Annotated in this window: 19 protein-coding genes; 2 read left to right on the forward strand and 17 right to left on the reverse strand. The window is 66.9% G+C overall.

Going from position 1 to position 24,685, the window contains the following annotated elements; translation table 11 throughout:
• Positions 1-11 precede the first annotated feature (11 nt).
• Genes rpsS through rpsJ form a run of 6 tightly spaced genes read right to left on the reverse strand, consistent with a single transcriptional unit; the run spans position 12 to position 3,168 of the window.
• A complete protein-coding gene (gene rpsS, locus QMK24_RS03655; RefSeq protein WP_138352900.1) occupies positions 12-293 on the reverse strand; it encodes a 30S ribosomal protein S19 in 282 nt (93 codons plus the stop codon).
• Positions 294-305: 12 nt separating this feature from the next.
• Positions 306-1,142 carry a 50S ribosomal protein L2 gene (gene rplB, locus QMK24_RS03660; protein WP_283463607.1) on the reverse strand — a complete coding sequence of 279 codons (837 nt, stop codon included), beginning with the start codon at positions 1,140-1,142 and terminating at the stop codon, positions 306-308.
• Between the two features lie 39 nt (positions 1,143-1,181).
• Positions 1,182-1,517: a 50S ribosomal protein L23 gene (gene rplW, locus QMK24_RS03665; protein WP_138352898.1), complete on the reverse strand. Its 336-nt coding sequence runs from the start codon at positions 1,515-1,517 to the stop codon at positions 1,182-1,184.
• On the reverse strand, positions 1,517-2,197 hold the full coding sequence (rplD, locus tag QMK24_RS03670; RefSeq protein WP_283463608.1) for a 50S ribosomal protein L4: 681 nt from the start codon (positions 2,195-2,197) through the stop codon (positions 1,517-1,519). The genes rplW and rplD overlap by 1 nt, the downstream gene beginning before the upstream one ends.
• Before the next feature lie 4 nt (positions 2,198-2,201).
• Positions 2,202-2,846: a 50S ribosomal protein L3 gene (gene rplC / locus QMK24_RS03675; protein ID WP_164297319.1), complete on the reverse strand. Its 645-nt coding sequence runs from the start codon at positions 2,844-2,846 to the stop codon at positions 2,202-2,204.
• A 13-nt stretch (positions 2,847-2,859) separates the two neighbouring features.
• Positions 2,860-3,168: a 30S ribosomal protein S10 gene (rpsJ, locus tag QMK24_RS03680; protein ID WP_138352895.1), complete on the reverse strand. Its 309-nt coding sequence runs from the start codon at positions 3,166-3,168 to the stop codon at positions 2,860-2,862.
• A 479-nt stretch (positions 3,169-3,647) separates the two neighbouring features.
• On the opposite strand from rpsJ, the gene QMK24_RS03685 reads away from it, so the two are divergent.
• Positions 3,648-5,228 (forward strand): N,N-dimethylformamidase beta subunit family domain-containing protein, encoded by a 1,581-nt coding sequence (locus QMK24_RS03685; protein WP_283463610.1) that lies wholly within the window; start codon positions 3,648-3,650, stop codon positions 5,226-5,228.
• Between the two features lie 160 nt (positions 5,229-5,388).
• Here the strand turns inward: QMK24_RS03685 and QMK24_RS03690 are convergent, their stop codons facing one another.
• Both QMK24_RS03690 and QMK24_RS03695 read right to left on the reverse strand, forming a co-directional pair.
• Entirely contained in the window at positions 5,389-6,408 is a 1,020-nt protein-coding gene (locus QMK24_RS03690; RefSeq protein ID WP_283463611.1) for a TolB family protein, read from the reverse strand.
• Positions 6,405-7,700, reverse strand: a complete 1,296-nt coding sequence (locus tag QMK24_RS03695) for an MFS transporter (RefSeq protein WP_283463612.1) — start codon at positions 7,698-7,700, stop codon at positions 6,405-6,407. Before QMK24_RS03695 ends, QMK24_RS03690 begins: the two co-directional genes overlap by 4 nt.
• Before the next feature lie 162 nt (positions 7,701-7,862).
• On the opposite strand from QMK24_RS03695, the gene QMK24_RS03700 reads away from it, so the two are divergent.
• A complete protein-coding gene (locus tag QMK24_RS03700; protein WP_283463613.1) occupies positions 7,863-9,929 on the forward strand; it encodes a PIG-L family deacetylase in 2,067 nt (688 codons plus the stop codon).
• Between the two features lie 143 nt (positions 9,930-10,072).
• Here the strand turns inward: QMK24_RS03700 and tuf are convergent, their stop codons facing one another.
• From tuf to rplJ, 9 genes are all read right to left on the reverse strand, one after another.
• On the reverse strand, positions 10,073-11,266 hold the full coding sequence (gene tuf, locus QMK24_RS03705) for an elongation factor Tu (protein ID WP_283463614.1): 1,194 nt from the start codon (positions 11,264-11,266) through the stop codon (positions 10,073-10,075).
• Positions 11,267-11,449: 183 nt separating this feature from the next.
• On the reverse strand, positions 11,450-13,585 hold the full coding sequence (gene fusA / locus QMK24_RS03710) for an elongation factor G (protein ID WP_283463615.1): 2,136 nt from the start codon (positions 13,583-13,585) through the stop codon (positions 11,450-11,452).
• 38 nt (positions 13,586-13,623) lie between these two features.
• Complete coding sequence (rpsG, locus tag QMK24_RS03715) at positions 13,624-14,094, reverse strand: 30S ribosomal protein S7 (RefSeq protein ID WP_138352889.1); 471 nt, start codon at positions 14,092-14,094, stop codon at positions 13,624-13,626.
• Positions 14,095-14,096: 2 nt separating this feature from the next.
• Complete coding sequence (rpsL, locus tag QMK24_RS03720) at positions 14,097-14,468, reverse strand: 30S ribosomal protein S12 (protein ID WP_138352888.1); 372 nt, start codon at positions 14,466-14,468, stop codon at positions 14,097-14,099.
• Positions 14,469-14,812: 344 nt separating this feature from the next.
• The gene (locus tag QMK24_RS03725) at positions 14,813-15,268 is read right to left on the reverse strand and encodes a DUF1707 and DUF4190 domain-containing protein (RefSeq protein WP_283463645.1); all 456 of its coding nucleotides are present in this window, start codon (positions 15,266-15,268) and stop codon (positions 14,813-14,815) included.
• 197 nt (positions 15,269-15,465) lie between these two features.
• Positions 15,466-19,365, reverse strand: coding sequence for a DNA-directed RNA polymerase subunit beta' (locus QMK24_RS03730; protein ID WP_283463617.1), 3,900 nt, complete (start codon positions 19,363-19,365; stop codon positions 15,466-15,468).
• Between the two features lie 124 nt (positions 19,366-19,489).
• On the reverse strand, positions 19,490-22,975 hold the full coding sequence (gene rpoB / locus QMK24_RS03735) for a DNA-directed RNA polymerase subunit beta (protein WP_283463618.1): 3,486 nt from the start codon (positions 22,973-22,975) through the stop codon (positions 19,490-19,492).
• 536 nt (positions 22,976-23,511) lie between these two features.
• Entirely contained in the window at positions 23,512-23,889 is a 378-nt protein-coding gene (gene rplL / locus QMK24_RS03740; RefSeq protein WP_283463619.1) for a 50S ribosomal protein L7/L12, read from the reverse strand.
• A gap of 84 nt (positions 23,890-23,973) precedes the next feature.
• Entirely contained in the window at positions 23,974-24,534 is a 561-nt protein-coding gene (gene rplJ / locus QMK24_RS03745) for a 50S ribosomal protein L10 (RefSeq protein ID WP_283463620.1), read from the reverse strand.
• Between the last annotated feature and the right edge of the window lie 151 nt (positions 24,535-24,685).

Below are 24,685 nucleotides of genomic sequence, written 5' to 3' on the forward strand. Positions count from 1 at the left end.
CACTCCGCCGATCAGCGACGCTTCGTCTTGCGGTCGTCCTTGACGTGGCCGCGGAACGTGCGGGTCGGCGAGAACTCGCCGAGCTTGTGGCCGACCATGGACTCGGTGACGAACACCGGGACGTGGATCTTGCCGTTGTGCACCGCGATCGTGTGGCCCAGCATCGCCGGAATGATCATGGAGCGGCGGGACCAGGTCTTGATGACGTTGTGGGTGCCTGCTTCGTTCTGTACGTCCACCTTCTTGATGAGGTGGTCGTCGACGAAGGGCCCCTTCTTGAGACTGCGCGGCATCTAAACCTGCTCCTAGCGCTTCTTGTTCGTCTTGCGGCGGCGGACGATGTACTTGCTGCTTGCCTTCTTCGGCGAGCGAGTACGACCCTCCTTCTGACCCCACGGGGAGACCGGGTGGCGACCACCGGAGGTCTTACCCTCACCACCACCGTGCGGGTGGTCGACAGGGTTCATCGCGACACCGCGGACGGTCGGGCGGACGCCCTTCCAGCGCATACGGCCGGCCTTGCCCCAGTTGATGTTCGACTGCTCGGCGTTGCCGACCTCGCCAATCGTGGCGCGGCAGCGGACGTCGACCAGGCGGACCTCACCGGACGGCATACGAAGGGTGGCCATAGAGCCCTCCTTCGCCAGCAGCTGGACCGAAGCACCCGCGGAACGGGAGATCTTCGCGCCGCCGCCGGGACGCAGCTCGATAGCGTGGATGGTCGTACCCACCGGGATGTTGCGCAGCGGGAGGTTGTTGCCCGGCTTGATGTCGGCCGTGGGGCCGTTCTCAACCCGGTCGCCCTGGACCAGCTTGGCCGGGGCAATGATGTAGCGCTTCTCGCCGTCTGCGTAGTGCAGCAGCGCGATGCGTGCGGTGCGGTTCGGGTCGTACTCGATGTGAGCGACCTTCGCCGGAACGCCGTCCTTGTCATGACGACGGAAGTCGATGACTCGGTAAGCACGCTTGTGACCGCCACCCTGGTGGCGAACAGTGATGCGACCCGAGCTGTTACGCCCACCCTTGCTGTGCAAGGGGCGGACCAGCGACTTCTCCGGCGTGGACCGCGTGATCTCGACGAAGTCGGCGACGCTGGAGCCACGACGGCCCGGCGTCGTCGGCTTGTACTTGCGGATACCCATTTCTCAGTCCTCGTCCGATATCGGACGACTCGGACTCCGTTAGGAGACCGGGCCGCCGAAGATGTCGATTCGGTCGCCCTCAGCGAGGGTCACGATGGCGCGCTTGGTGTCCTTGCGCTTGCCGAAACCGGTCTTGGTGCGCTTGCGCTTACCCTGCCGGTTGATCGTGTTGACCCCGGTGACCTTGACCGAGAAGACCGCCTCGACGGCCTGCTTGATCTGGGTCTTATTGCTGCCTGGCGCGACGATGAACGTGTACTTGTTCTCGTCCAGGAGCGCGTAGCTCTTCTCGGAAACCACCGGCTTGACCAGGATGTCACGGGGGTCCGTGAAGGTCTTGCTGGTGACGACCGCGGCGGTCTTGGTCTCACTCATCAGGCGTCGTTCCCTTCGAGCTCATCCTCGGAGGCAACGGCCTTGGCGGACGCGGCGGGACCCGCCACGAAACGCTCGAAGGCGTCCTGCGTGAAGACCACGTCGTCGGAGACGAGCACGTCGTAGGTGTTCAGCTGACCGGCTTCCAGGATGTGTACCTGGGGCAGGTTGCGGGCGGACAGCCACGCGGCCTCGTCGGCACGCTCGACGACCAGGAGCACGTGCTTGCGCTCGCTGATCTTGCCCAGCAGTGCCTTGGCGGCCTTGGTGGAAGGCGTCGAGCCCTCAATCACGCCGGAAATGACGTGAATGCGGTCGTGACGCGCCCGGTCGGTCAGGGCGCCGCGGAGGGCGGCCCGGATCATCTTCTTCGGCGTCCGCTGGGAGTAGTCACGCGGCTGCGGGCCGTGGACGACGCCACCGCCTGCGAACTGCGGAGCGCGGGTCGAACCCTGACGCGCGCGGCCGGTGCCCTTCTGGCGGTAAGGCTTGCGCCCACCACCGCGGACCTCGGCGCGGGTCTTGGTCTTGTGCGTGCCCTGGCGGGCGGCAGCGAGCTGCGCCACGACGACCTGGTGGATCAGCGGAATGCTGACCTTGGCGTCGAAGATCTCGGCGGGAAGCTCGACATTGCTTCCGGTCTTGTCGCCCGCGGGCGACAGGATCTCAATGGTGCTCATATCCTCAAGCCCCCTTGGCCGCGGTACGGACCAGGATGAGGCCGCCGTTCGGACCAGGTACCGCTCCCTTGATCAGGAGCAGGCCCTTCTCCGCGTCAACGGCGTGGACGGTCAGATTCTGTGTGGTCACGCGCTCTCCACCCATCCGGCCGGCCATTTTCATGCCCTTGAAGACACGACCCGGGGTGGCGCAGCCACCGATGGAGCCGGGGGAACGGTGCTTGCGCTGAACGCCGTGACCGGCGCCGAGACCCTTGAAGTTGTGACGCTTCATGACACCGGCGAAACCCTTGCCCTTGCTGGTGCCGGTCACATCGACCTTGACACCGGACTCGAAGGTCGCAGCGGTGATCTCCTGGCCCAGCGTGTACTCGCTGGCGTCAGGCGTACGAAGCTCCACCAGGTGGCGGCGCGGGGTTACGTCGGCCTTGGCGAAGTGACCCTTGAGGGGCTTGTTCACCTTGCGCGGGTCAATCTCGCCGAAAGCGATCTGAACCGACTCGTAGCCGTCGACGTCGTTGGTGCGGACCTGGGTCACGACACACGGGCCGGCCTTGATGACGGTCACCGGCACAATGCGGTTGTTCTCGTCCCAGACCTGCGTCATGCCGAGCTTCTCGCCCAGGACGCCCTTAATGCTCTTAGCCATCTCGCGCGTCACCTCAGAGCTTGATCTCGATGTCGACGCCAGCCGGGAGGTCGAGACGCATGAGCGAGTCAACCGTCTTCGGCGTGGGGTCGAGGATGTCGATGAGCCGCTTGTGGGTGCGCATCTCGAAGTGCTCGCGCGCATCCTTGTACTTGTGCGGCGACTTGATGACGCAGTACACGTTCTTCTCAGTGGGCAGCGGCACCGGGCCTGCGACGTGCGCACCAGTACGCGTCACCGTCTCGACGATCTTCTTCGCCGAGGAATCGATGACCTCGTGGTCGTACGCCTTGAGCCGGATGCGGATCTTCTGTCCCGCCATGGCTACTCCGTAGTCCTTTGTCTCGTAACGCTCTGGAACCCGGTCGGTAGTGACTCTTCGCCGACCCACGCGGTCGGGCGTGTCGCACCCCTTCTCATAAATTTCCGCAAGCGGAAATCCCTCGGAGAAGGAGGCGCGGCGCTCTGACCGCAGGATGTGGGGAAAACTCCCACCGGGTGCCTGATCGGAACCGCACTAACGCTTCCCGGAAGATTCCCGTACGTCCGCCATGCCACCAGAGGCGGAACATGACGACGAGTACTGTGGGACTCGCTTCCGGTCCTCCCGACGGGAGGCGCGCAGCATCGGCGCTCGACCGAGCAACTTGGCTAGTGTGCCATATGGGGCACACTCCACGCCAATCGAGCCGGTGACAGTACCACCCGGGCAGGCGGAGCAACCAAAGACTCCCCCGGATGGTCCTCACCGACGGAGTTCCCGGTCACGGCGGGGACCAGCACGACGAGAAAGAGTCTTCGTTGAAGAGGTTGCCGCGCCTGGCGCTGCTCACGATCGTCCTCGCGCTGTTCGCCGGCGCCTGCAGCACCCCGGGCAAGGGTCCGGTGACGCCGCCCGCCCGGACCCCGAAGCCCGCCCAGCCGCTCGACATGGACAGCTGGTCGGTGGCCGACGAGAACCGGCGGACCGGCACCAGCGCCTGGCGGCTGCGCGACCCGGGTCCCGACAACGCGATCGAGGGCTTCGCCGACCGGACGAGCGTGACCTCTGGAGAAACGTTTCGCCTCTTCGTCTCCACCACCGCCGCGAACTTCCGCGCCGAGGCCTACCGGATGGGCTGGTACCAGGGGAAGCAGGGCCGCAAGGTCTGGTCTTCGGCCACGGTGAAGGGCGAGCTGCAGGCGGCCCCGAAGACGGTGCCGGGGATATACCTGATCTCCGCGCCCTGGAAGCCGTCCATGACGGTGGACACCAGGAACTGGCCGCAGGGCAGCTATCTGCTCAAGCTCGTCTCCGACCAGGGCCACGACCGCTGGGTGACGATGACCATACGGTCCACCTCGACGGTCGGCCGCACGGTCTTCGTGAACGCGGTCACCACCTGGGCCGCGTACAACAAGTGGGGCGACGGCACCAACGTCTACGGCGACGCCCGCGGCACCTCGGGGCCCGGCTACGCCAAGCGCTCCCGCAAGGCGAGCTTCGACCGCCCCTACGACCGGAAGGGCTCGTACTTCAACTGGTACGAGCTGCCCATGCTCAGCGTCGCGGAGCAGCTGGGCATACCGCTCGCCTACGGGACCGACCTCGACCTCGACAACTCGCCCGGTCTGTTCCGGGGAGCGCGCTCGGTGATCTTCCCCGGGCACGACGAGTACTGGTCGTCGAACATGCGCGACAACACCCTCAAGATCCGCGACGCGGGCGTGAACATCGCCTTCTTCTCCTCCAACGCCGCCTACCGGCACATACGGCTGGAACCCAGCGCGCTGGGCAGGGACCGCGTGGTGGTGGTCTACAAGGACCCCTCCGAGGACCCGGTGATCCTCAAGGACCCCAGCCAGGCCACCCAGCAGTGGCGGCTGCCTCCCGACCCGCGCCCCGAGAGCGTCCTCACCGGCGTCCTCTACGAGTGCAATCCGGTCTACGCGCCGTTCGTCGTCACCGATCCGGACGCCTGGATGTTCCGGGGCACCGGCGCCAGGGCGGGCAGCAAGTACATCGGGCTCGTCGGGGTGGAGTCCGACCGGCTGACGGCGGGCGTCCCGGTGCCGCGCCCGATCCAGGTCGTCGGGGACTCCCCGCTGACCTGCCGCGGCGCGAAGACCCGGGCCAACGCGGCCTATTACACGGTGCCTTCGGGGGCCGGGGTCTTCGCCAGCGGCACCATGAGCTGGGCCTGCAGCGTCTACGGCAACACCGGCTGCCTGGAGCAGCCGGGCGACGAGCGGGTCCCCGAGGCGTCGGGGCAGTTCGCCCGCACGGTGACCGAGAACATCCTGCGGGCCTTCGCCGCGGGGCCGGCGGGGCGCGACCATCCGGCGAAGGACAACTACGACCGGTACGTCTCACCGCAGAGCCGGATGTCTTTCGCCCACTGAACCCGGCCGCGATCGGCCGGGCCCTACGCGTCCTCCGGCCGCGTTGTCCTCAATCTCCCCCAGCTACCGCTGGGAGGTGCCCCCTGGACGGGCTGAATTCAGCCCGTCCGGCGGATTGAGGACGAACCGGCCACCGGGCGGATCCGGCGAACCAAGGCGGTCACCGCACGATGCTCGGCGAGTACGCGCCGGAGACCAGCAGTCGCGGCCGGCCCGAGCCGTCCGCGGGCTGGGTCCAGACGTCGAAGGCGCTGCTCCCGGCCGGCAGCGAGTAGCCGATCGTGCGGTCGTCCAGCCAGTCGCCCTGGTCGTCCACGCTGCGGGTCTCGGCGAGCGCGGTCTCCTTCATGGTGGCCAGCTCCAGCACGTACAGCCGCCAGGGCTTGGACGGATCGCCGGAGACCTTCTTCTTGAAGACCAGCCGGGTGTCGTCAGGAGAGAGCGACGGGCACTCCACGTTGTCCCGCAGCACGGTCATCGTCCGGGCCGCGAAGTCGCCGCGGACCAGGAAGGTGCCCCCGCTGCCGGCGCTACCCAGCGTCGCGTAGAAGGTGTTGTCGTCCTTCATGAACGACACCCCCCAGAAGTTCCGGTCCGGGGGCGCGAACGCCTTGCCGTCCCGCTGGACCTTGAACGCCTCCAGCGACGGCACCAGCGTGTCGGTGCGGGAGTCGTAGATGCCGCTGCGGGTCGAGAATCCGGCCGAGGTGTAGGAGTCCCCGTAGACGAAGGCCGTCCAGGCGGCCATCCGGCCGTCCGCGGAGAGCCGGGCGCGGCTCGGCAGACCGGGCAGCTGGATCCGCTTGAGCAGCTTCATCCGGCTGTCGCGCAGCTCCGCGTAGTGGTGCACCACCAGGCCGTTCTCGCCCGCCAGGCACAGCAGCCGGCCGGCCGCCGCGTAGCTGCGCTCGCAAGCCTGGGTGTCGACCTTCCGGACGGCGCCCGGCCGGCCCATCGGCACCTCGGCCAGCCGCCCGAAGCCGACGCCCTTGGCGGTGTCCCGGAAGACCAGCCGGGCGCTTCCGCCGGGGGTGATGTCGACGGCGCCGGAGACCGGGCGCACTCCTTCGCCACCCGCGGCGCGGGCCTTGTCGCGGTGCAGGGCGTACAGGGTGTAGCCGACGGCCACCGAGGCCAGCACGACGACGCACACCGCGAAGATGATGATCCGTTTTCTCATGCGTCGGCCACCTCGGGGCCGTGGGCGGCACCAGGCCGCAGCAGCACCATGCACAGCAGCACGGCGGCCGTCAGAGCGACGGTGAATCCCTGAATGGTGTTCTCCGGGCCCCAGCGCATCCAGGCGGCGCCGAACGCCACGGAGGAGACGGCACGGCCCAGGGTCTGGGTGGTCTGCAGCACGGACAGGCCGCTGGTGCGCAGCTCCTCGGGGATCAGCGGGCCGGCGTGGGCCATCAGCACCCCGTCGGTCGCCGCGTAGAACAGCCCGTGCAGGGCCAGGACGACCAGGATCAACGCCGTGCCGCGCAGGTCGAGGACGCCGCCGATCAGCAGGTAGGCGCCGATCAGGCAGGCGTGCCCGGCCAGGAAGATCTTCCAGCGGCCGATCCGGTCGGCCAGCCAGCCCAGCGGAACCGCCGCCAGCAAGTACACGCCCGTCGTGCCCAGCGGCAGCAGCGGGAACCAGGAGATCGCCAGGTCGGTGCGGTCCTGCAGCGCCAGGTAGATGAAGGCGTCGGAGACCGTGGCCAGGCCGAGGAGGCAGGCTCCCACACAGGCCCGCCGGAAGGACGCGTTGCCGAGCATCCCCAGCCCGGCACGGAGCGAGACCGCCACCCGGGCGGTCTTCTTCCGCGCGAACGGGTCCCGTACGAAGAGCACGAGGGCCGCGACACCGACCAAGCCGATACAGAAGCTCACCACGAACACCGCGTCGTACGCGGTGCCCAGCGAGGTGCTCATCATCGACATCAGGGCGAAGGCGATGACCGGGCCGATGAAGGCGCCGACGGTATCCATCGCCCGGTGCACCCCGAAGGCCCGGCCCTGCGACTCCGGCGGTGTGGACAGCGAGATCAGCGCGTCACGCGGGGCGGTTCTGATGCCCTTGCCCGCCCGGTCGACGGCCATCATCACCCCGATGCCGGGCACGGAGGAGCCCACCAGGGGGAATCCGAGTTTCGTCACCGCCGACATGAGGTAACCAGAGCCCGCCACGGCCTTGCGGGCGGTGAACTTGTCGGCGAGGTAGCCGCCCACGATCCGCAGCAGGGCCGTCGAGCCCGAGTACACGCCGTCCAGGAACCCGAACTGCAGCATGCTCAGGCCGAGCCCGGTGACCAGATACACGGGGAGGACCGCGGTGACCATCTCGGAGGAGATGTCGGTGATCAGGCTCGTCATCCCGAGCGCGAACACATTCGCCGTCACGAGGCCGCGCAGTCCCCGGCGGCCCGGGCGGCTCTCCGCGGACCGAGCCTTGTCACTCGCCCGGCTCTCCGACAGATACACGCAACTCTCCCTTTACACCCCGGCCACCCGACAGACCACCCTAGGTCAGGAATCGTGCATGTTCCCGCACGCAACCTCTGGGGCCTCCCATCGCTCCTACCTGTTGTGAGCGTCTCTACGAGGCGAAGGTTGTCCCGCAGGGAACTCCTTGTCGCCACAGCCATGTCCACAACGGCCGCCGCCGTCGGCTGCACCAGCACGCCCTCCGCCGGCGCGCCGGTCACCAGTGCCGACCCGAACGCGGTCCAGGCATACCGGCCCGGCGCCGGGCCGCTGCTCTTCCAGGTGCTCGCCCACCCGGACGACGACCTGTACTTCATGAACCCCGACACCCTCCACGCCCTGCAGGCCGGGGTACCGGTGGTCTCCGTCTATGTGACGGCCGGCGAGTCCGTGGGGGTCAACCACGCACCCCACACGCCGAAGCCGAAGCCCGACCGGCAGGCCTACTCCTCGTCCCGCCACCAGGGGCTGCGCCAGGCGTACGCGACCATGCTCGGCCTCGACAAGTTCACACCGTGGCACCATTCGGCGCTGTCGCTGACCGGCGGGCTCACCGTCGAGCTCGACCAGCTGTCCAACGGCGACCGCAAGGCGGATCTCGTCTTCGTCAACCTGTCCATGGGCGAGGGCAGCCCCCACATGCTGGGCCTCCCCCACCTGTGGGCGGTCCCCGGCATCACCCTGGACACCGTCGTGGCCACCGGGTCCCCCGTCCGGGCCTCCACCAAGGTCAGCCACCGGACCCTCGTCGACTCCCTGGCCGCGCTCCTGGAGCGGTACCGGCCGACGCTGGTGCAGACCCTGGACCCCGACCCCGACATCCAGGTGCACGACGCCGCCCACCACCAGGACAGCGACCAGGTCGGCTACTCCGACCACCGCGACCACACGCCCGCCGCGCTCTTCGCGTGGAAGGCGCTGGCCCAGTGGGTGGACGACAGCGCCAAGGCGGACGGAAAGGTGCCGCGTTTCGCGGCCACCTCCTACCGCGGCTACTACAACCAGCGCTGGCCCCGCAATCTCCCGCAGTCCGTGGTCCGGCAGAAGAACGAGTACCTCCTCCCGTACGGCGGCGATCCGGGCTGGGACTGCGGCAACACCTCCGGCTGCGGGGACTACGGCGTCGGCCAGAACACACCACTGACCAACCCCAAGGGCTGGGTCCGCAGCACCCACTACCGCTACCCGGGCGCCCGGCCCGCGACGTTCGCCGGCGCCGACGGCCGGCTGGAGGCGTTCTCTGTGCTCGGCACCCGGGCCGTGCGCTGGCAGGAGAGCGGGCCCGGCAGCGCACGGTGGGGCGATCCGCTGGACCTCGGCGGCGGGCCGCTCGCCCCGGCGCTGGCCGCGGTGAAGGACTCCACAGGCCGCCGGCTGCTGTTCGCCCTGCGGTTCTCCTCCCTGGAGGGCCAGGGCGGGCACAACGCCCGCGAGATCGTGCTGCTGGAGCAGAGCGCGCCGGACGGCCCGTACCGGGCCTGGACCGGGATGGGCAATCCGGAGCACGATGAGGACCGCGGCCGCCGGATAGGCTGCCCGGTCGCGATAGCCACCCCGGACGGCCGGATCCACCTCTTCGCCCGCAGCGCGGCCAGAGGCGTCTGGACCAGGGTCAGGGAAGCAGGCGGCACGTGGGGCGACTGGCTCGACCTCGGTGGTGACGAGGTGCAGGACGGCCTCTCGGTGGTCCTCGACGGGCAGGCGCGGGTCCATGTCCTCGCCGCCGGCCGCGACACCGTGCACCACTGGACGCAGCCCGCCCCCGGACAGCCGATGAGCTTCCAGGCCCTGACCGGGATGCCGCAGCCCGGCGAGCCGCCGTCCGCGGCGCTCGCCCCCGACGGCACGATCGCGGTCGCCTACCGCCGCCCCGTCAGCGGCGAACTGGTCCTGCGTACGGTGGACGGCACCATGTCACGGGACTCCGCGCTGAACCCCGGGCAGCTGCACGGCTACGGCGGCTACGCGGATGTCACGGTCGGTGCTGCCCCGGCCCCAGCCGGGGGCGGGGGCGGCGGGTTGCTGCTGCTCAGCAAGGAGCTTGACGGCACCGTCAAGCTCCTGGACACCGCGCACCCCGCCCAGCAGCTGAAACGGCCGCCCTTCGCGCTCCCGGTCGGCACTCCCGCGCTGCTGCACGGCGCAGACGGCCGGGCGTACGTGGTCGGCCTGGACTTCGCCGCGACGCCGTGGGTATGGCGCCCGGAGACCCACTCACCGGCGTAAAAATCGGTTCTCACCGGCACCGGAACCGGCAGAGCCTCCCACGCCCGCGGCTCCCCCCGCAGGCGGCGGAAAAGACCAAGGGCCCTGCCCCACCGCGAACGGCGGGGCAGGGCCCTTGGTGTGATGCTCGCTAGAGCGTCAGATCACTTGGTGATCTTGACGACCTGGCCGGCGCCCACGGTACGGCCACCCTCGCGGATGGCGAACTTCAGGCCCTCTTCCATGGCGATCGGCTGGATCAGCGCGACCGTCATGGCGGTGTTGTCGCCCGGCATGACCATCTCGGTGCCCTCGGGGAGGGTCACAACGCCGGTCACGTCGGTCGTCCGGAAGTAGAACTGCGGACGGTAGTTGTTGAAGAAGGGGGTGTGACGGCCACCCTCGTCCTTCGACAGGATGTAGGCCTGGGCCTCAAACTCGGTGTGCGGCGTGACCGTACCCGGCTTGATGATGACCTGGCCGCGCTCGACGTCCTCGCGCTTGATGCCACGGAGGAGCAGACCGACGTTCTCTCCGGCCCGGCCCTCGTCGAGCAGCTTGCGGAACATCTCGATGCCCGTGACCGTGGTGGTGGTCTTGGTCTCCTTGATGCCGATGATGTCGACAGTCTCGTTGACCTTGAGGATGCCACGCTCGATACGACCGGTGACGACGGTGCCACGACCGGTGATCGTGAAGACGTCCTCGATCGGCATCAGGAACGGACGGTCGACGTCACGGTCCGGCTGCGGGATGAACTCGTCGACAGCGGCCATGAGGCCGAGGAGCTTCTCGCTCCACTCCTTGTCGCCCTCAAGAGCCTTGAGCGCCGAGACGCGCACGACCGGAAGGTCGTCGCCCGGGAACTCGTACTCGGAGAGGAGCTCACGGACCTCGAGCTCGACGAGCTCCAGGATCTCCTCGTCGTCCACCATGTCGGCCTTGTTCAGGGCGACGACGATGTACGGAACGCCGACCTGGCGGGCCAGGAGCACGTGCTCCTTGGTCTGCGGCATCGGGCCGTCGGTCGCGGCGACAACGAGGATGGCGCCGTCCATCTGCGCCGCACCCGTGATCATGTTCTTGATGTAGTCAGCGTGACCGGGGCAGTCGACGTGCGCGTAGTGACGCGACTCCGTCTGGTATTCGACGTGCGCGATCGAGATCGTGATACCGCGCTGGCGCTCCTCAGGAGCCTTGTCGATCTGGTCGAAGGCCGAGGCCTCGTTCAGGTCCGGGTACGCGTCATGCAGCACCTTGGTAATCGCCGCGGTCAGCGTCGTCTTACCGTGGTCGATGTGACCGATGGTGCCGATGTTGACGTGCGGCTTAGTCCGCTCGAACTTCGCCTTCGCCACTGGGGTCCTCCTGGGGAGTGGTTCTGTACGCCTTGCTTCATCGGCGCCAGGTGATCTTTGCTGGAATGCGGGCTGCCGGGGCACCCGCCACGCTCTTCAGGGCCGAAGCCCCTGTGGATTGCGGCGGAATGCCCCGATGCCTGCTGTCAAGCCTAAGGGTTGAGCTGCACTGCGAATTGAGCGCTACTCGCCCTTGGCCTTCGCGATGATCTCCTCGGCGACGTTCCGCGGAACCTCGGCGTAGGAGTCGAACTGCATCGAGTAGCTTGCGCGACCCGACGTTTTACTGCGGAGGTCTCCGACGTAGCCGAACATCTCCGACAGCGGGACGAGGCCCTTGATGACCCGGGCACCGCTGCGCTCATCCATGGACTGAATCTGGCCACGGCGGGAGTTCAGGTCCCCGATGACGTCGCCCATGTAGTCCTCGGGCGTGGTGACCTCAACGGCCATCATCGGTTCGAGGAGCACAGGGCTCGCCCTGCGGGCACCCTCCTTGAACGCCTGCGAACCGGCGATCTTGAAGGCGAGCTCGGAGGAGTCGACCTCGTGGTAGCCACCGTCGAGAAGGGTGATGCGGACACCCACCATCTCGTAACCGGCCAGGATGCCGAACTTCATGGCTTCCTGGGCGCCTGCGTCCACCGACGGGATGTACTCGCGGGGGATGCGGCCACCGGTGACCTTGTTCACGAATTCGTACGACGCGTCGCCGCCCTCGATGGGCTCCATCGCGATCTGTACCTTCGCGAACTGGCCGGTACCACCAGTCTGCTTCTTGTGGGTGTAGTCGATACGCTCAACGGTCTTGCGGATCGTCTCGCGGTACGCGACCTGGGGCTTGCCGACGTTCGCCTCGACGCGGAATTCGCGCTTCATGCGGTCGACCAGCACCTCGAGGTGAAGCTCGCCCATACCACCGATGATGGTCTGGCCGGTCTCCTCGTCGGAGTGAACCTGGAAGGAGGGGTCCTCCTCCGCGAGGCGCTGGATGGCGACACCCAGACGCTCCTGGTCACCCTTGGACTTGGGCTCGATCGCGACCTGAATGACCGGGGCCGGGAAGTCCATGGACTCCAGGATGACCGGCTTCTTCTCGTCGCACAGCGTCTCACCGGTGGTGGTCTGCTTCAGGCCCATGACGGCGATGATGTCGCCGGCGCCCACCGAAGGGATCTCCTCACGCTTGTTCGCGTGCATGCGGTAGATCTTGCCGATGCGCTCCTTCTTGCCCTTCACCGAGTTCAGCACCGAGGTGCCGGTCTCGAGACGGCCCGAGTAAACCCGGATGAAGGTGAGCTTGCCGAGGTGCGGGTCGCTCATGATCTTGAAAGCAAGACCGGAGAACGGCTCGTCGTCGGACGGCTGACGCTTCACGACCACCGTCGGGTCCTTGACGTCGTGGCCTTCGATGGCCTCGATGTCCCGGGGCGACGGCAGGTAACGGACCACGGCGTCGAGCAGGGGCTGAACGCCCTTGTTCTTGAACGCGCTGCCGCAGAAGACCGGCGTGAAGGTCGGCTTGCCCTGGTGCTCGGAGTCGGTCGAGGCGATGGTGGCGCGACGGATCGCGGCCATCAGCTGCTCTTCGGTGGGCTCCTGGCCCTCGAGGAACAGCTCCATCATCTCGTCGTCGTACTCCGCGATGGTCTCGAGGAGCTTGCCGCGCCATTCCTGGGCGGCTTCGACGTGACTGCTCGGGATGTCGACAGTGTCGTACATCTCGCCCTTGGTGGCCTCGGGGGACCACACCAGGGCCTTCATGGCGACGAGGTCGACAACGCCCTTGAAGTCCATCTCAGTGCCGATGGGCAGCTGCATGACCAGCGGAACCGCACCGAGGCGGTCCGAGATCATGTCCACGCAGCGGTGGAATTCAGCGCCCGTACGGTCGAGCTTGTTGACGAAGCAGATGCGCGGCACGCCGTAGCGGTCCGCCTGACGCCAAACGGTCTCGGACTGCGGCTCAACACCGGCAACACCGTCGAACACCGTGACGGCACCGTCGAGCACGCGGAGCGAACGCTCCACCTCGACCGTGAAGTCGACGTGCCCGGGGGTGTCGATGATGTTGATCGTGTGATCGACATCATTCAGCGGCCAGTGACAGGTCGTCGCGGCCGACGTGATCGTGATGCCGCGCTCCTGCTCCTGCTCCATCCAGTCCATGGTGGCTGCGCCATCGTGGACTTCACCGATCTTGTAGCTCACACCGGTGTAGAACAGGATCCGCTCGGTGGTCGTCGTCTTGCCCGCGTCGATGTGGGCCATGATCCCAATGTTGCGGACCTTGGCCAGGTCAAGCGAAGTGGTGGCCATAAGGCTCAGTCTTCTCTCGGTCTCGATGTGGGTAGTGACTACCAGCGGTAGTGCGCGAAGGCCTTGTTCGACTCGGCCATCTTGTGGGTGTCCTCGCGACGCTTGACAGAGGCACCGAGACCGTTGCTGGCATCCAGCAGCTCGTTCATCAGGCGCTCGGTCATGGTCTTCTCACGGCGGGCGCGGGAGTAACCCACGAGCCAGCGCAGCGCGAGCGTGGAAGCACGGGCCGGGCGAACCTCGACCGGCACCTGGTAGGTCGCGCCGCCGACACGGCGGGACTTGACCTCCAGGGTCGGCTTGATGTTCTCGAGAGCGCGCTTCAGGGTGATGACCGGGTCGGTACCGGTCTTCTCCTTGAGGCCCTCGAGGGCACCGTAAACGATCCGCTCAGCGGTGGAACGCTTGCCGTGCAGGAGGATCTTGTTGACCAGCGAGGTCACCAGAGGAGATCCGTAGACCGGGTCGATGATGACCGGGCGCTTCGGGGCAGGACCCTTACGAGGCATGCTTACTTCTCCTTCTTGGCGCCGTAGCGGCTGCGGGCCTGCTTGCGGTTCTTGACGCCCTGGGTGTCCAGGGAGCCGCGGATGATCTTGTAGCGAACACCCGGCAGGTCCTTCACACGACCGCCACGCACGAGCACGATGGAGTGCTCCTGGAGGTTGTGGCCCTCGCCCGGAATGTAGGCGGTGACCTCAATCCCACTGGTCAGACGCACACGGGCCACCTTGCGAAGCGCCGAGTTCGGCTTCTTCGGGGTGGTCGTGTACACACGCGTGCAAACACCGCGGCGCTGAGGGGAACCCTTCAGCGCGGGTGTCATATTCTTCTTGACCTTGTCCTGCCGGCCGTTCCGGACCAGCTGCTGGATCGTAGGCACCGTTTCTCCGGTTTCTGTGTGCCGATCTCGATAAAACTAACCTGGGGCACCGACCCACGCGGTCGGGTGTGTCGCGGACCCCGCACATCCCCGTGGAGCAGGGAACGTACGTATGTCGGGTGTCGCGGCCTCGGTATCCCGGCGCGGTATAGGACACCTCCCGGCCAAAGGCTGGGGGCACGCGCAGGGACCCGGGCACACCCCAGGCACAAGGTCAGATCGTACCTATCGCATCGGCTCCGGTCAAAACAAATGCATCGGCGCAGGACACGCCGCCTTCCCAGCGGGACCGCCGGCCGGAACCGTGCGCCGGAGCGGTATGCCGGAAGCGGTGCGCCAGAGGCTCAGGCGCCGACCGCCGACAGCAGGAACATGAGCGCCACGAAGCCGATCACGAGCCAGCCCATGACGAGGCCGGCCACCGCGAAACCGTCCCCGTTCTCGCCGGTCCTGCGGATCTCGTTGCGCGCCTTGTGGCCGAGGATGACGGCCGGGACCGCCGCGATGACGGTGAAGCCCCCCAAACCGCAGATGAGCGAGGCCACCGCCAGGCTGTTCGTCCTCGGCGGGGCCGGCAGGAAGGTCCGCGGCACATACCCCATCAGCGGGGACAGCTGCGCGGGCATCGGCGAGGGACCCTGCGGGAGGTCGTGCACGAGCATCTGCAACTCGCCGTACGTACGCGCCTGGTAGGCGGTGGACATCCGCTGCTCGTACTCCTGGGTCTTCAGACGCCCCTCGGCGAACGCGGCCTTGAGAACGTCCACCGTCCGCTCCCGGTCGGCGTCGGCCGCCAGCATTCCGGGCACATGGCCCGACTGCGGCTGCCGACCGTTGCCCCACGGATCGAGTGACACGCGCGACACCTCCCCACCTAGGAATGGTCTCTCCATACTGCTGGACGCACGGCGTCGCCGCTGAGTTCCGTAAAACGCCGCAAGGCGGCCACCCCGGTGAGGGGCGGCCGCCTTGCGGATCAGACTCTGTGGGACACGACTCAGCCGTTGTAGGGGCCGTAGTCGTAGTCCTCCAGGGGAACGGCCTGGCCGGAGCCGGTGCCGAAGGGCGAGTAGTCGATGTCGTCGTAACCGACGGCCGAGTACATCGCGGCCTTCGCTTCCTCGGTGGGCTCCACCCGGATGTTCCGGTAACGGGCCAGACCCGTACCGGCCGGGATGAGCTTACCGATGATGACGTTCTCCTTCAGGCCCAGCAGCGAGTCCGACTTGGCGTGGATAGCCGCGTCGGTCAGCACTCGGGTCGTCTCCTGGAAGGAGGCGGCCGACAGCCAGGACTCGGTCGCCAGCGAGGCCTTGGTGATACCCATCAGCTGCGGACGGCCGGAGGCGGGGTGACCGCCCTCGGAGACCACACGACGGTTCTCGGTCTCGAAGCGGCCGCGCTCGACCAGCTCGCCGGGCAGCAGCTCGGCGTCGCCGGACTCGATGATCGTCACACGGCGGAGCATCTGCCGGATGATGATCTCGATGTGCTTGTCGTGGATCGACACGCCCTGGTTGTTGTAGACCTTCTGCACTTCGGCCACCAGGTGGATCTGAACCTGGCGCTGGCCGAGGATGCGCAGCACGTCGTGCGGGTTGGTGGCACCCACGGTCAGCTTCTGGCCGACCTCGACGTGGTCGCCCTCGCCCACCAGCAGACGGGACCGCTTGGAGATCGGGTAGGCGATCTCCTCGCTGCCGTCGTCCGGGGTGACGACGAGCTTCTTCGTCTTCTCGGTCTCCTCGATGCGAACCCGACCGACAGCCTCGGAGATCGGGGCGACACCCTTGGGGACACGGGCCTCGAAGAGCTCGACGACACGCGGCAGACCCTGCGTGATGTCGTCACCCGCCACACCACCGGTGTGGAAGGTACGCATCGTCAGCTGGGTACCGGGCTCACCGATCGACTGGGCCGCGATGATACCGACGGCCTCACCGATGTCCACCAGCTTGCCGGTGGCCAGCGAGCGTCCGTAGCAGAAGGCACAGGTGCCGACCGTGGACTCGCAGGTGAGGATCGAGCGGGTCTTGACCTGCTCGACACCGTGCTGGATCAGCTGGTCGATGAGCACGTCGCCCAGGTCGACGTTGGCCGGCGCGATCACCTTGCCGTCGATGACGACGTCCTCGGCGAGCATGCGGGCGTAGACGCTGGTCTCGACGTCGTCCGTCTTACGAAGGACGCCGTCCTCGCCGCGCGCACCGATCTGCAGCTTGAGGCCGCGCTCGGTACCGCAGTCCTCCTCGCGGATGATGACGTCCTGCGAGACGTCCACCAGACGACGGGTCAGGTAACCCGAGTCGGCGGTACGCAGGGCGGTGTCCGCGAGGCCCTTACGGGCACCGTGGGTGGAGATGAAGTACTCCAGCACGGACAGGCCCTCACGGAACGAGGCCTTGATCGGACGCGGGATGGTCTCGTTCTTCGCGTTCGACACCAGACCACGCATACCGGCGATCTGACGCATCTGCATCATGTTTCCTCGGGCACCCGAGTCAACCATCATGAAGATGGGGTTCGTCTTGAGGAAGTTCGCGTTCATCGCCTCGGCGACCTCATTGGTCGCCTTGGTCCAGATCGCGATGAGCTCCTGCGTGCGCTCGTCCTTGGTGATCAGGCCGCGCTCGTACTGCTTCTGGACCTTCTCGTCCTGCTCCTCGTAGCCCTTGACGATGGCCTTCTTGGCCTCGGGCACGACGATGTCCGTGACGGCGACGGTGACGCCGGAACGGGTGGCCCAGTGGAAGCCGGCTTCCTTGAGGTTGTCGAGCGTCGCCGCCACGATGACCTTGGGGTAGCGCTCGGCCAGATCGTTGACGATCTCGGAGAGCTGCTTCTTGCCCACCGCGTAGTCCACGAACGGGTAGTCCTCGGGCAGCAGCTCGTTGAAGAGCGCGCGTCCCAGGGACGTCCGCAGCCGGAAGGTGTCGCCGACCTGGTAACCCTGCTCGCCCTCTTCGGAGACCGGCGGGGTCCAGCCACGCGGCGGGACGGTGCCGACCGGGAAGCGGATGTCGACCTTCGACTGGAGCGACAGCTCGCGGTTGTCGAACGCCATGGTCGCCTCGGCGGTGGAGCCGAACGCCCGGCCCTCGCCGATGAGCACACGCTCTTCCGGCTCGGTGGTGAGGAAGAACAGACCCAGCACCATGTCCTGGGTCGGCATGGTGACGGGCCGGCCGTCGGCCGGCTTCAGGATGTTGTTCGAGGACAGCATCAGGATGCGGGCCTCGGCCTGCGCCTCTGCCGACAGCGGCAGGTGGACGGCCATCTGGTCACCGTCGAAGTCCGCGTTGAACGCGGTGCAGACGAGCGGGTGGATCTGGATGGCCTTGCCCTCGACCAGCTGGGGCTCGAAGGCCTGGATGCCGAGGCGGTGCAGGGTCGGTGCACGGTTCAGCAGCACCGGGTGCTCTGCGATGACCTCTTCGAGGACGTCGTAGACGACGGTGCGGCCGCGCTCGACCATGCGCTTGGCCGACTTGATGTTCTGCGCGTGGTTCAGGTCCACCAGGCGCTTCATCACGAACGGCTTGAAGAGCTCCAGCGCCATGGCCTTCGGCAGACCGCACTGGTGCAGCTTGAGCTGCGGGCCGACGACGATGACCGAACGGGCCGAGTAGTCGACTCGCTTGCCGAGCAGGTTCTGACGGAAACGACCCTGCTTGCCCTTGAGCATGTCGCTCAGGGACTTCAGCGGGCGGTTGCCGGGACCCGTGACAGGACGGCCACGACGGCCGTTGTCGAACAGCGCGTCGACGGCCTCCTGCAGCATCCGCTTCTCGTTGTTCACGATGATCTCGGGGGCACCGAGGTCAAGGAGACGCTTGAGGCGGTTGTTGCGGTTGATCACGCGGCGGTACAGGTCGTTCAGGTCGGAGGTCGCGAAGCGGCCACCGTCCAGCTGCACCATCGGACGCAGGTCCGGCGGAATGACCGGGACGCAGTCCAGCACCATGCCGTTGGGCTTGTTGGTGGTCTGCAGGAACGCCGAGACGACCTTGAGGCGCTTGAGCGCACGGGTCTTCTTCTGGCCCTTGCCGGTACGGATGATCTCGCGGAGGCGCTCGGCCTCCGCCTCGAGGTCGAAGGTCTCGAGACGCTTCTGCAGCGCCGCGGCACCCATCGAGCCGGAGAAGTAGGTGCCGAAGCGCTCCTTCAGCTCGCGGTAGAGCAGCTCGTCGCCCTCGAGGTCCTGGACCTTGAGGTTCTTGAAGCGGGCCCACACCTCGTCGAGGCGGTCGATCTCGCGCTGAGCGCGGTCACGGAGCTGCTTCATCTCACGCTCGGCACCTTCGCGCACCTTGCGGCGCACGTCGGCCTTGGCGCCCTCGGCCTCCAGCTCGCCGAGGTCCGCTTCGAGCTTCTTCTGCCGGTTCTCGACATCGGAGTCGCGACGGTTCTCGACGTGCTGACGCTCGACGGAGACCTGGGCCTCCAGCGAGGGCAGATCGCGCGTCCGGCGCTCGTCGTCGACCCACGTGATCATGTAGGCGGCGAAGTAGATGACCTTCTCGAGGTCCTTCGGGGCGAGGTCGAGCAGGTAGCCCAGCCGCGACGGAACGCCCTTGAAGTACCAGATGTGGGTCACGGGAGCGGCCAGCTCAATGTGGCCCATCCGCTCACGACGCACCTTGGCGCGAGTTACCTCGACGCCACAGCGCTCGCAGATGATGCCCTTGAAGCGGACCCGCTTGTACTTACCGCAGTAGCACTCCCAGTCCCGGGTCGGGCCGAAGATCTTCTCGCAGAAGAGCCCGTCCTTTTCCGGCTTGAGGGTGCGGTAGTTGATGGTCTCCGGCTTCTTCACTTCGCCGTGGGACCAGGTACGAATGTCGTCCGCGGTGGCAAGGCCGATCCGCAGCTCGTCGAAGAAGTTGACGTCGAGCACTTGTCGTCAATCCCGCCTTCGGGTTTTACCCGACTAAGAACGCTGCCGGGGTCGAGTGTCAAACATGGTCTGAACGGTCCGGGGATGACCGGGGAGCTACTCGCGCAGCTCCCCGGTCGGCCCGTCAGACCTCTTCGACGCTGCTCGGCTCACGCCGGGACAGGTCGATTCCGAGCTCTTCCGCAGCGCGGAAGACGTCCTCGTCCGTGTCGCGCATCTCGATGGACATACCGTCCGAGGACAGCACCTCCACGTTGAGGCAGAGCGACTGCATTTCCTTGATGAGCACCTTGAAGGACTCGGGAATGCCGGGTTCGGGGATGTTCTCGCCCTTGACGATGGCCTCGTAGACCTTCACGCGGCCGAGCACGTCGTCGGACTTGATCGTCAGCAGCTCCTGGAGGGCGTAGGCGGCACCGTATGCCTCAAGGGCCCACACCTCCATTTCGCCGAATCGCTGGCCACCGAACTGCGCCTTACCACCCAGCGGCTGCTGGGTGATCATCGAGTACGGGCCGGTGGAGCGGGCGTGGAGCTTGTCGTCCACCAGGTGGTGGAGCTTCAGGATGTACATGTAGCCGACCGAGACCGGCTCCGGGAACGGCTCGCCGGAGCGGCCGTCGAACATCCGGGCCTTGCCCGAGGGCAGCACCATCCGGTCGCCGTCGCGGTTCGGGATCGTGGCCTCGAAGAGACCGGTGATCTCGTCCTCGCGCGCACCGTCGAACACCGGGGTGGCGACGTTGGAGCCCGGGGGCACCTTGTCGGCGCCGATGGACTCCAGGCGGCGGGCCCACTCCGTGGTGATACCGGAGGTGTCCCAGCCCTGCTGGGCGAGCCAGCCGAGGTGGATCTCCAGGACCTGTCCCGGGTTCATCCGGGACGGGACACCCAGCGGGTTGAGGATGATGTCGACCGGGGTGCCGTCCTCCAGGAACGGCATGTCCTCGACCGGCAGGATCTTCGAGATGACGCCCTTGTTGCCGTGCCGGCCGGCAAGCTTGTCACCATTGTTGATCTTGCGCTTCTGGGCGACGTAGACGCGGACCAGCTGGTTCACGCCCGGCGGCAGCTCGTCGCCCTCTTCACGGTCGAAGACCCGGACGCCGATGACCTTGCCGGTCTCGCCGTGCGGCACCTTCAGCGAGGTGTCGCGCACTTCGCGCGCCTTCTCGCCGAAGATCGCACGGAGCAGGCGCTCCTCCGGGGTCAGCTCGGTCTCGCCCTTCGGCGTGACCTTCCCGACCAGGATGTCGCCGGCGACGACGTCGGCACCGATACGGATGATGCCGCGCTCGTCGAGGTCCGCGAGGACCTCTTCCGAGACGTTCGGGATGTCCCGGGTGATCTCCTCCGGGCCGAGCTTGGTGTCACGGGCGTCGACCTCGTGCTCCTCGATGTGAATCGAGGAGAGGACGTCGTCCTGGACCAGCCGCTGGCTGAGGATGATCGCGTCTTCGTAGTTGTGGCCCTCCCACGGCATGAATGCCACGAGGAGGTTCTTACCGAGGGCCATCTCGCCCTCGTCGGTGGAGGGGCCGTCGGCCAGGACCTGGTTGGCGACGACGCGAGCGCCCTCGTCGACGACGACCTTCTGGTTGAAGGAGGTGCCCTGGTTCGAGCGGCTGAACTTCGCCACGCGGTACGTGGTGTAGGTGCCGTCGTCGTTGGCGACCGTGACGTAGTCCGCGGAGACCTCCTGGACCACACCGTCCTTCTCGGCCTTGATGACGTCACCGGCGTCGACCGCGCAGCGGTACTCCATGCCGGTGCCGACCAGCGGGGCCTCGCTCTTGATGAGCGGCACCGCCTGGCGCATCATGTTCGATCCCATGAGCGCGCGGTTGGCGTCGTCGTGCTCGAGGAACGGGATCATCGCGGTCGCGACCGACACCATCTGGCGCGGCGAGACGTCCATGTAGTCGACGTCGGCGCCGGGGATGTAGTCGATCTCGCCGCCACGGCGGCGGACCAGGACGCGGGCCTCTTCGAAGTGGTTGTCGTCCGTCAGCGGCGCGTTTGCCTGCGCGATGACGAAGCGGTCTTCCTCGTCGGCCGTCAGGTAGTCGACGTCATCGGTGACGATGCCCTCGACGACCTTGCGGTACGGGGTCTCGACGAAACCGAACGCGTTGACCCGGCCGTAGGAGGCGAGCGAGCCGATCAGACCGATGTTCGGGCCTTCAGGGGTCTCGATCGGACACATGCGGCCGTAGTGCGACGGGTGAACGTCACGGACCTCGAAGCCGGCGCGCTCACGGGACAGACCACCCGGGCCCAGCGCGGACAGACGACGCTTGTGGGTCAGCCCCGACAGCGGGTTCGTCTGGTCCATGAACTGGGACAGCTGGCTGGTGCCGAAGAACTCCTTGATGGAGGCGACGACCGGCCGGATGTTGATCAGGGTCTGCGGCGTGATCGCCTCGACGTCCTGGGTGGTCATCCGCTCGCGGACGACGCGCTCCATACGAGCCAGGCCGGTACGGACCTGGTTCTGGATGAGCTCGCCGACGTTGCGCAGACGACGGTTGCCGAAGTGGTCGATGTCGTCGGTCTCGACGACGATGTTGCGGCCGTCCTCGCCCACGGTCTCGGTCTCACCGGCGTGCAGTTTGACCAGGTACTTGATGGTCGCGAGAACGTCGGCCGTGGTCAGCACTCCGGCGTCGAGCGGCTTGTCGCTGCCGAGCTTCTTGTTCACCTTGTAGCGGCCGACCTTCGCGAGGTCGTAGCGCTTCGGGTTGAAGTAGAGGTTCTCGAGCAGCGTCTGCGCGGCCTCGCGGGTGGGCGGCTCGCCCGGACGCAGCTTGCGGTAGATGTCGAGCAGTGCGTCGTCCTGGCCCTGGGTGTGGTCCTTCTCCAGGGTGGCGCGCATCGACTCGTACTCGCCGAACTCCTCCAGGATCTGCTCGGTCGTCCAGCCGAGAGCCTTCAGGAGCACGGTGACCGACTGCTTGCGCTTGCGGTCGATGCGGACACCGACCATGTCGCGCTTGTCGATCTCGAGCTCGAGCCAGGCACCACGGGACGGGATGACCTTGGCCGAGAAGATGTCCTTGTCGGACGTCTTGTCGATCGAGGAGTCGAAGTAGACGCCAGGAGAGCGGACCAGCTGCGACACGACGACACGCTCGGTGCCGTTGATGCAGAAGGTGCCCTTGTTGGTCATGAGCGGGAAGTCGCCCATGAAGACCGTCTGCGACTTGATCTCGCCGGTCTCGTTGTTGGTGAACTCGGCGGTGACGAAGAGCGGAGCGCCGTACGTGAAGTCGCGCTCCTTGCACTCGTCGATCGAGTTCTTCGGAGGCTCAAAACGGTGGTCGCGGAAGGTGAGCGACATCGACCCGGAGAAGTCTTCGATCGGAGAGATCTCCTCGAAGATCTCTTCCAGACCCGACTTCCTGGGGACGTCCTGGCCACTTTCCAGAGCCGCCTCGACACGAGCCTTCCACGCGGCGTTGCCGAGCAGCCAGTCAAAGCTCTCGGTCTGCAGCGCGAGGAGGTTCGGTACCTCGAGGGGTTCCTTGATCTTCGCAAAAGAGATGCGCAGCGGTGAAGTGCTGGCACCGTTGTTCGTATTGGCAGTCGAGGCGTTGCGCGAGGCGGCCAAGAGGGGGTCCTTCCGAGGGCTCGGACTCACTACGCGCATACCGGTGTCCGCCCCCGAGCACACAGGGATGTCCTCAGACGGGACATCTCTTCATTCAGTGCTCAGGCTTGGGGCTGTCCCTGGTGACGGGCCAGGCTACAGCTAACAGGCAGCGCAAAGGGTCAGTGTAGCCACTCGGCACACTGATGTCCAGGCAGAGATTCGGAGTACCGAATCATTGCCCCCTCGCCACTGTTGTCGACCCGGTCTCGGCACCGGATCTGTGCTTGACGCTAGGCATTCCCGCATCGCCATCGATCCATGCATCGGACCCCGGACCGAACTAACGACGCGTCCTGAGAATTGCGCGCCGCGTGCGGTTCGTCAAGGCCTCAGCCCCCCGGAGATCCGCACGGCCCCCCTGGCCCAGCGGGGATGATCACCTTACCCCCGGGCGGCTACAGGTCCCCTGGAGGACCCCGGGAACGACCGCAGGGCGGCCACCCTTTCGGGTGGCCGCCCTGCGGCTGTTCAGCCCCCTGGAGAGGGGCTGGGACTTACTTGACCTCGACGCCCGCGCCAGCGGCCTTGAGGGACTCGGCAGCCTTCTCGGCGGCCTCCTTGGTGACCTTCTCGAGGACCGGCTTCGGAGCGCCGTCGACGAGGTCCTTGGCCTCCTTCAGACCCAGCGAGGTGAGCTCACGCACAACCTTGATGACCTGGATCTTCTTCTCGCCGGCACCGGTGAGGATGACGTCGAACTCGTCCTGCTCCTCCGGGGCCTCGGCGGCGGCGGCGGCGGGGCCGGCGACGGCGACGGGGGCGGCAGCCTTGACGTCGAACTTCTCTTCGAAGGCCTTGACGAACTCGGAGAGCTCGATGAGGGTCAGGGTCTCGAACTGCGCGAGCAGCTCGTCCTGGGACAGCTTCGCCATGATTGGCGTCCTTCCACTATTCGGCAGGTGCCGGGTGTACATGAAGGCGGGCGTGTGGCGCCCGCTGCGACCAGGGGCGGAGAGTTACTCCGCCACCTCGGCCTCGGCGGGAGCCGGCGTACCGGCACCGCCCTGCTCGACCTTGGCGCGAAGCGCGTCCGCAGTGCGGGCGAACTCCGTCAGCGGGGCCTGGAAAGTCGCCGCGGCCTTGGCCATCGACGCCTTGATCCCACCGGCCACCTTGGCGAGCAGAACCTCGCGGGACTCGAGGTCCGCAAGCTTCTTGATCTCATCGGCGGTCAGCGCCTTACCGTCAAGGACACCGCCCTTGATGATGAGGTTGGGGTTCTCCTTGGCGAAGTCACGCAGACTCTTCGCCGACTCCACCGGGTCACCGGTGACGAAGGCAACAGCCGTCGGACCTGCGAACAGGTCGTCCAGCGTGCTGATCCCGGCCTCGTTGGCCGCGATCTTGGTCAGCGTGTTCTTCACCACGGCGTACTGAGCGTTCTCACCGAGCGAACGGCGCAGCGTCTTGAGCTGCGCCACGGTGAGACCGCGGTACTCGGTCAGCATTGCGGCGTTGGAGCTGCGGAACTTGTCCGTCAGCTCGGCAACCGCAGCAGCCTTATCGGGCCTCGCCATGAGTCTCGGCCTCCTTCCGGGTGATTCGGACCGCACGGAAGGGGCTGGGCAACACGAACGCCCCGGCGCAGGCGCACGGGGCGTTACTCGACCAGAACGAATCCAGGAGTTCTTCCACAGCAACCTGAGCGGGTCGTCCGCAGCTAGCGGA

Source organism: Streptomyces sp. PH10-H1 (genome assembly GCF_030063355.1).
Taxonomy (GTDB): Bacteria; Actinomycetota; Actinomycetes; order Streptomycetales; family Streptomycetaceae; genus Actinacidiphila.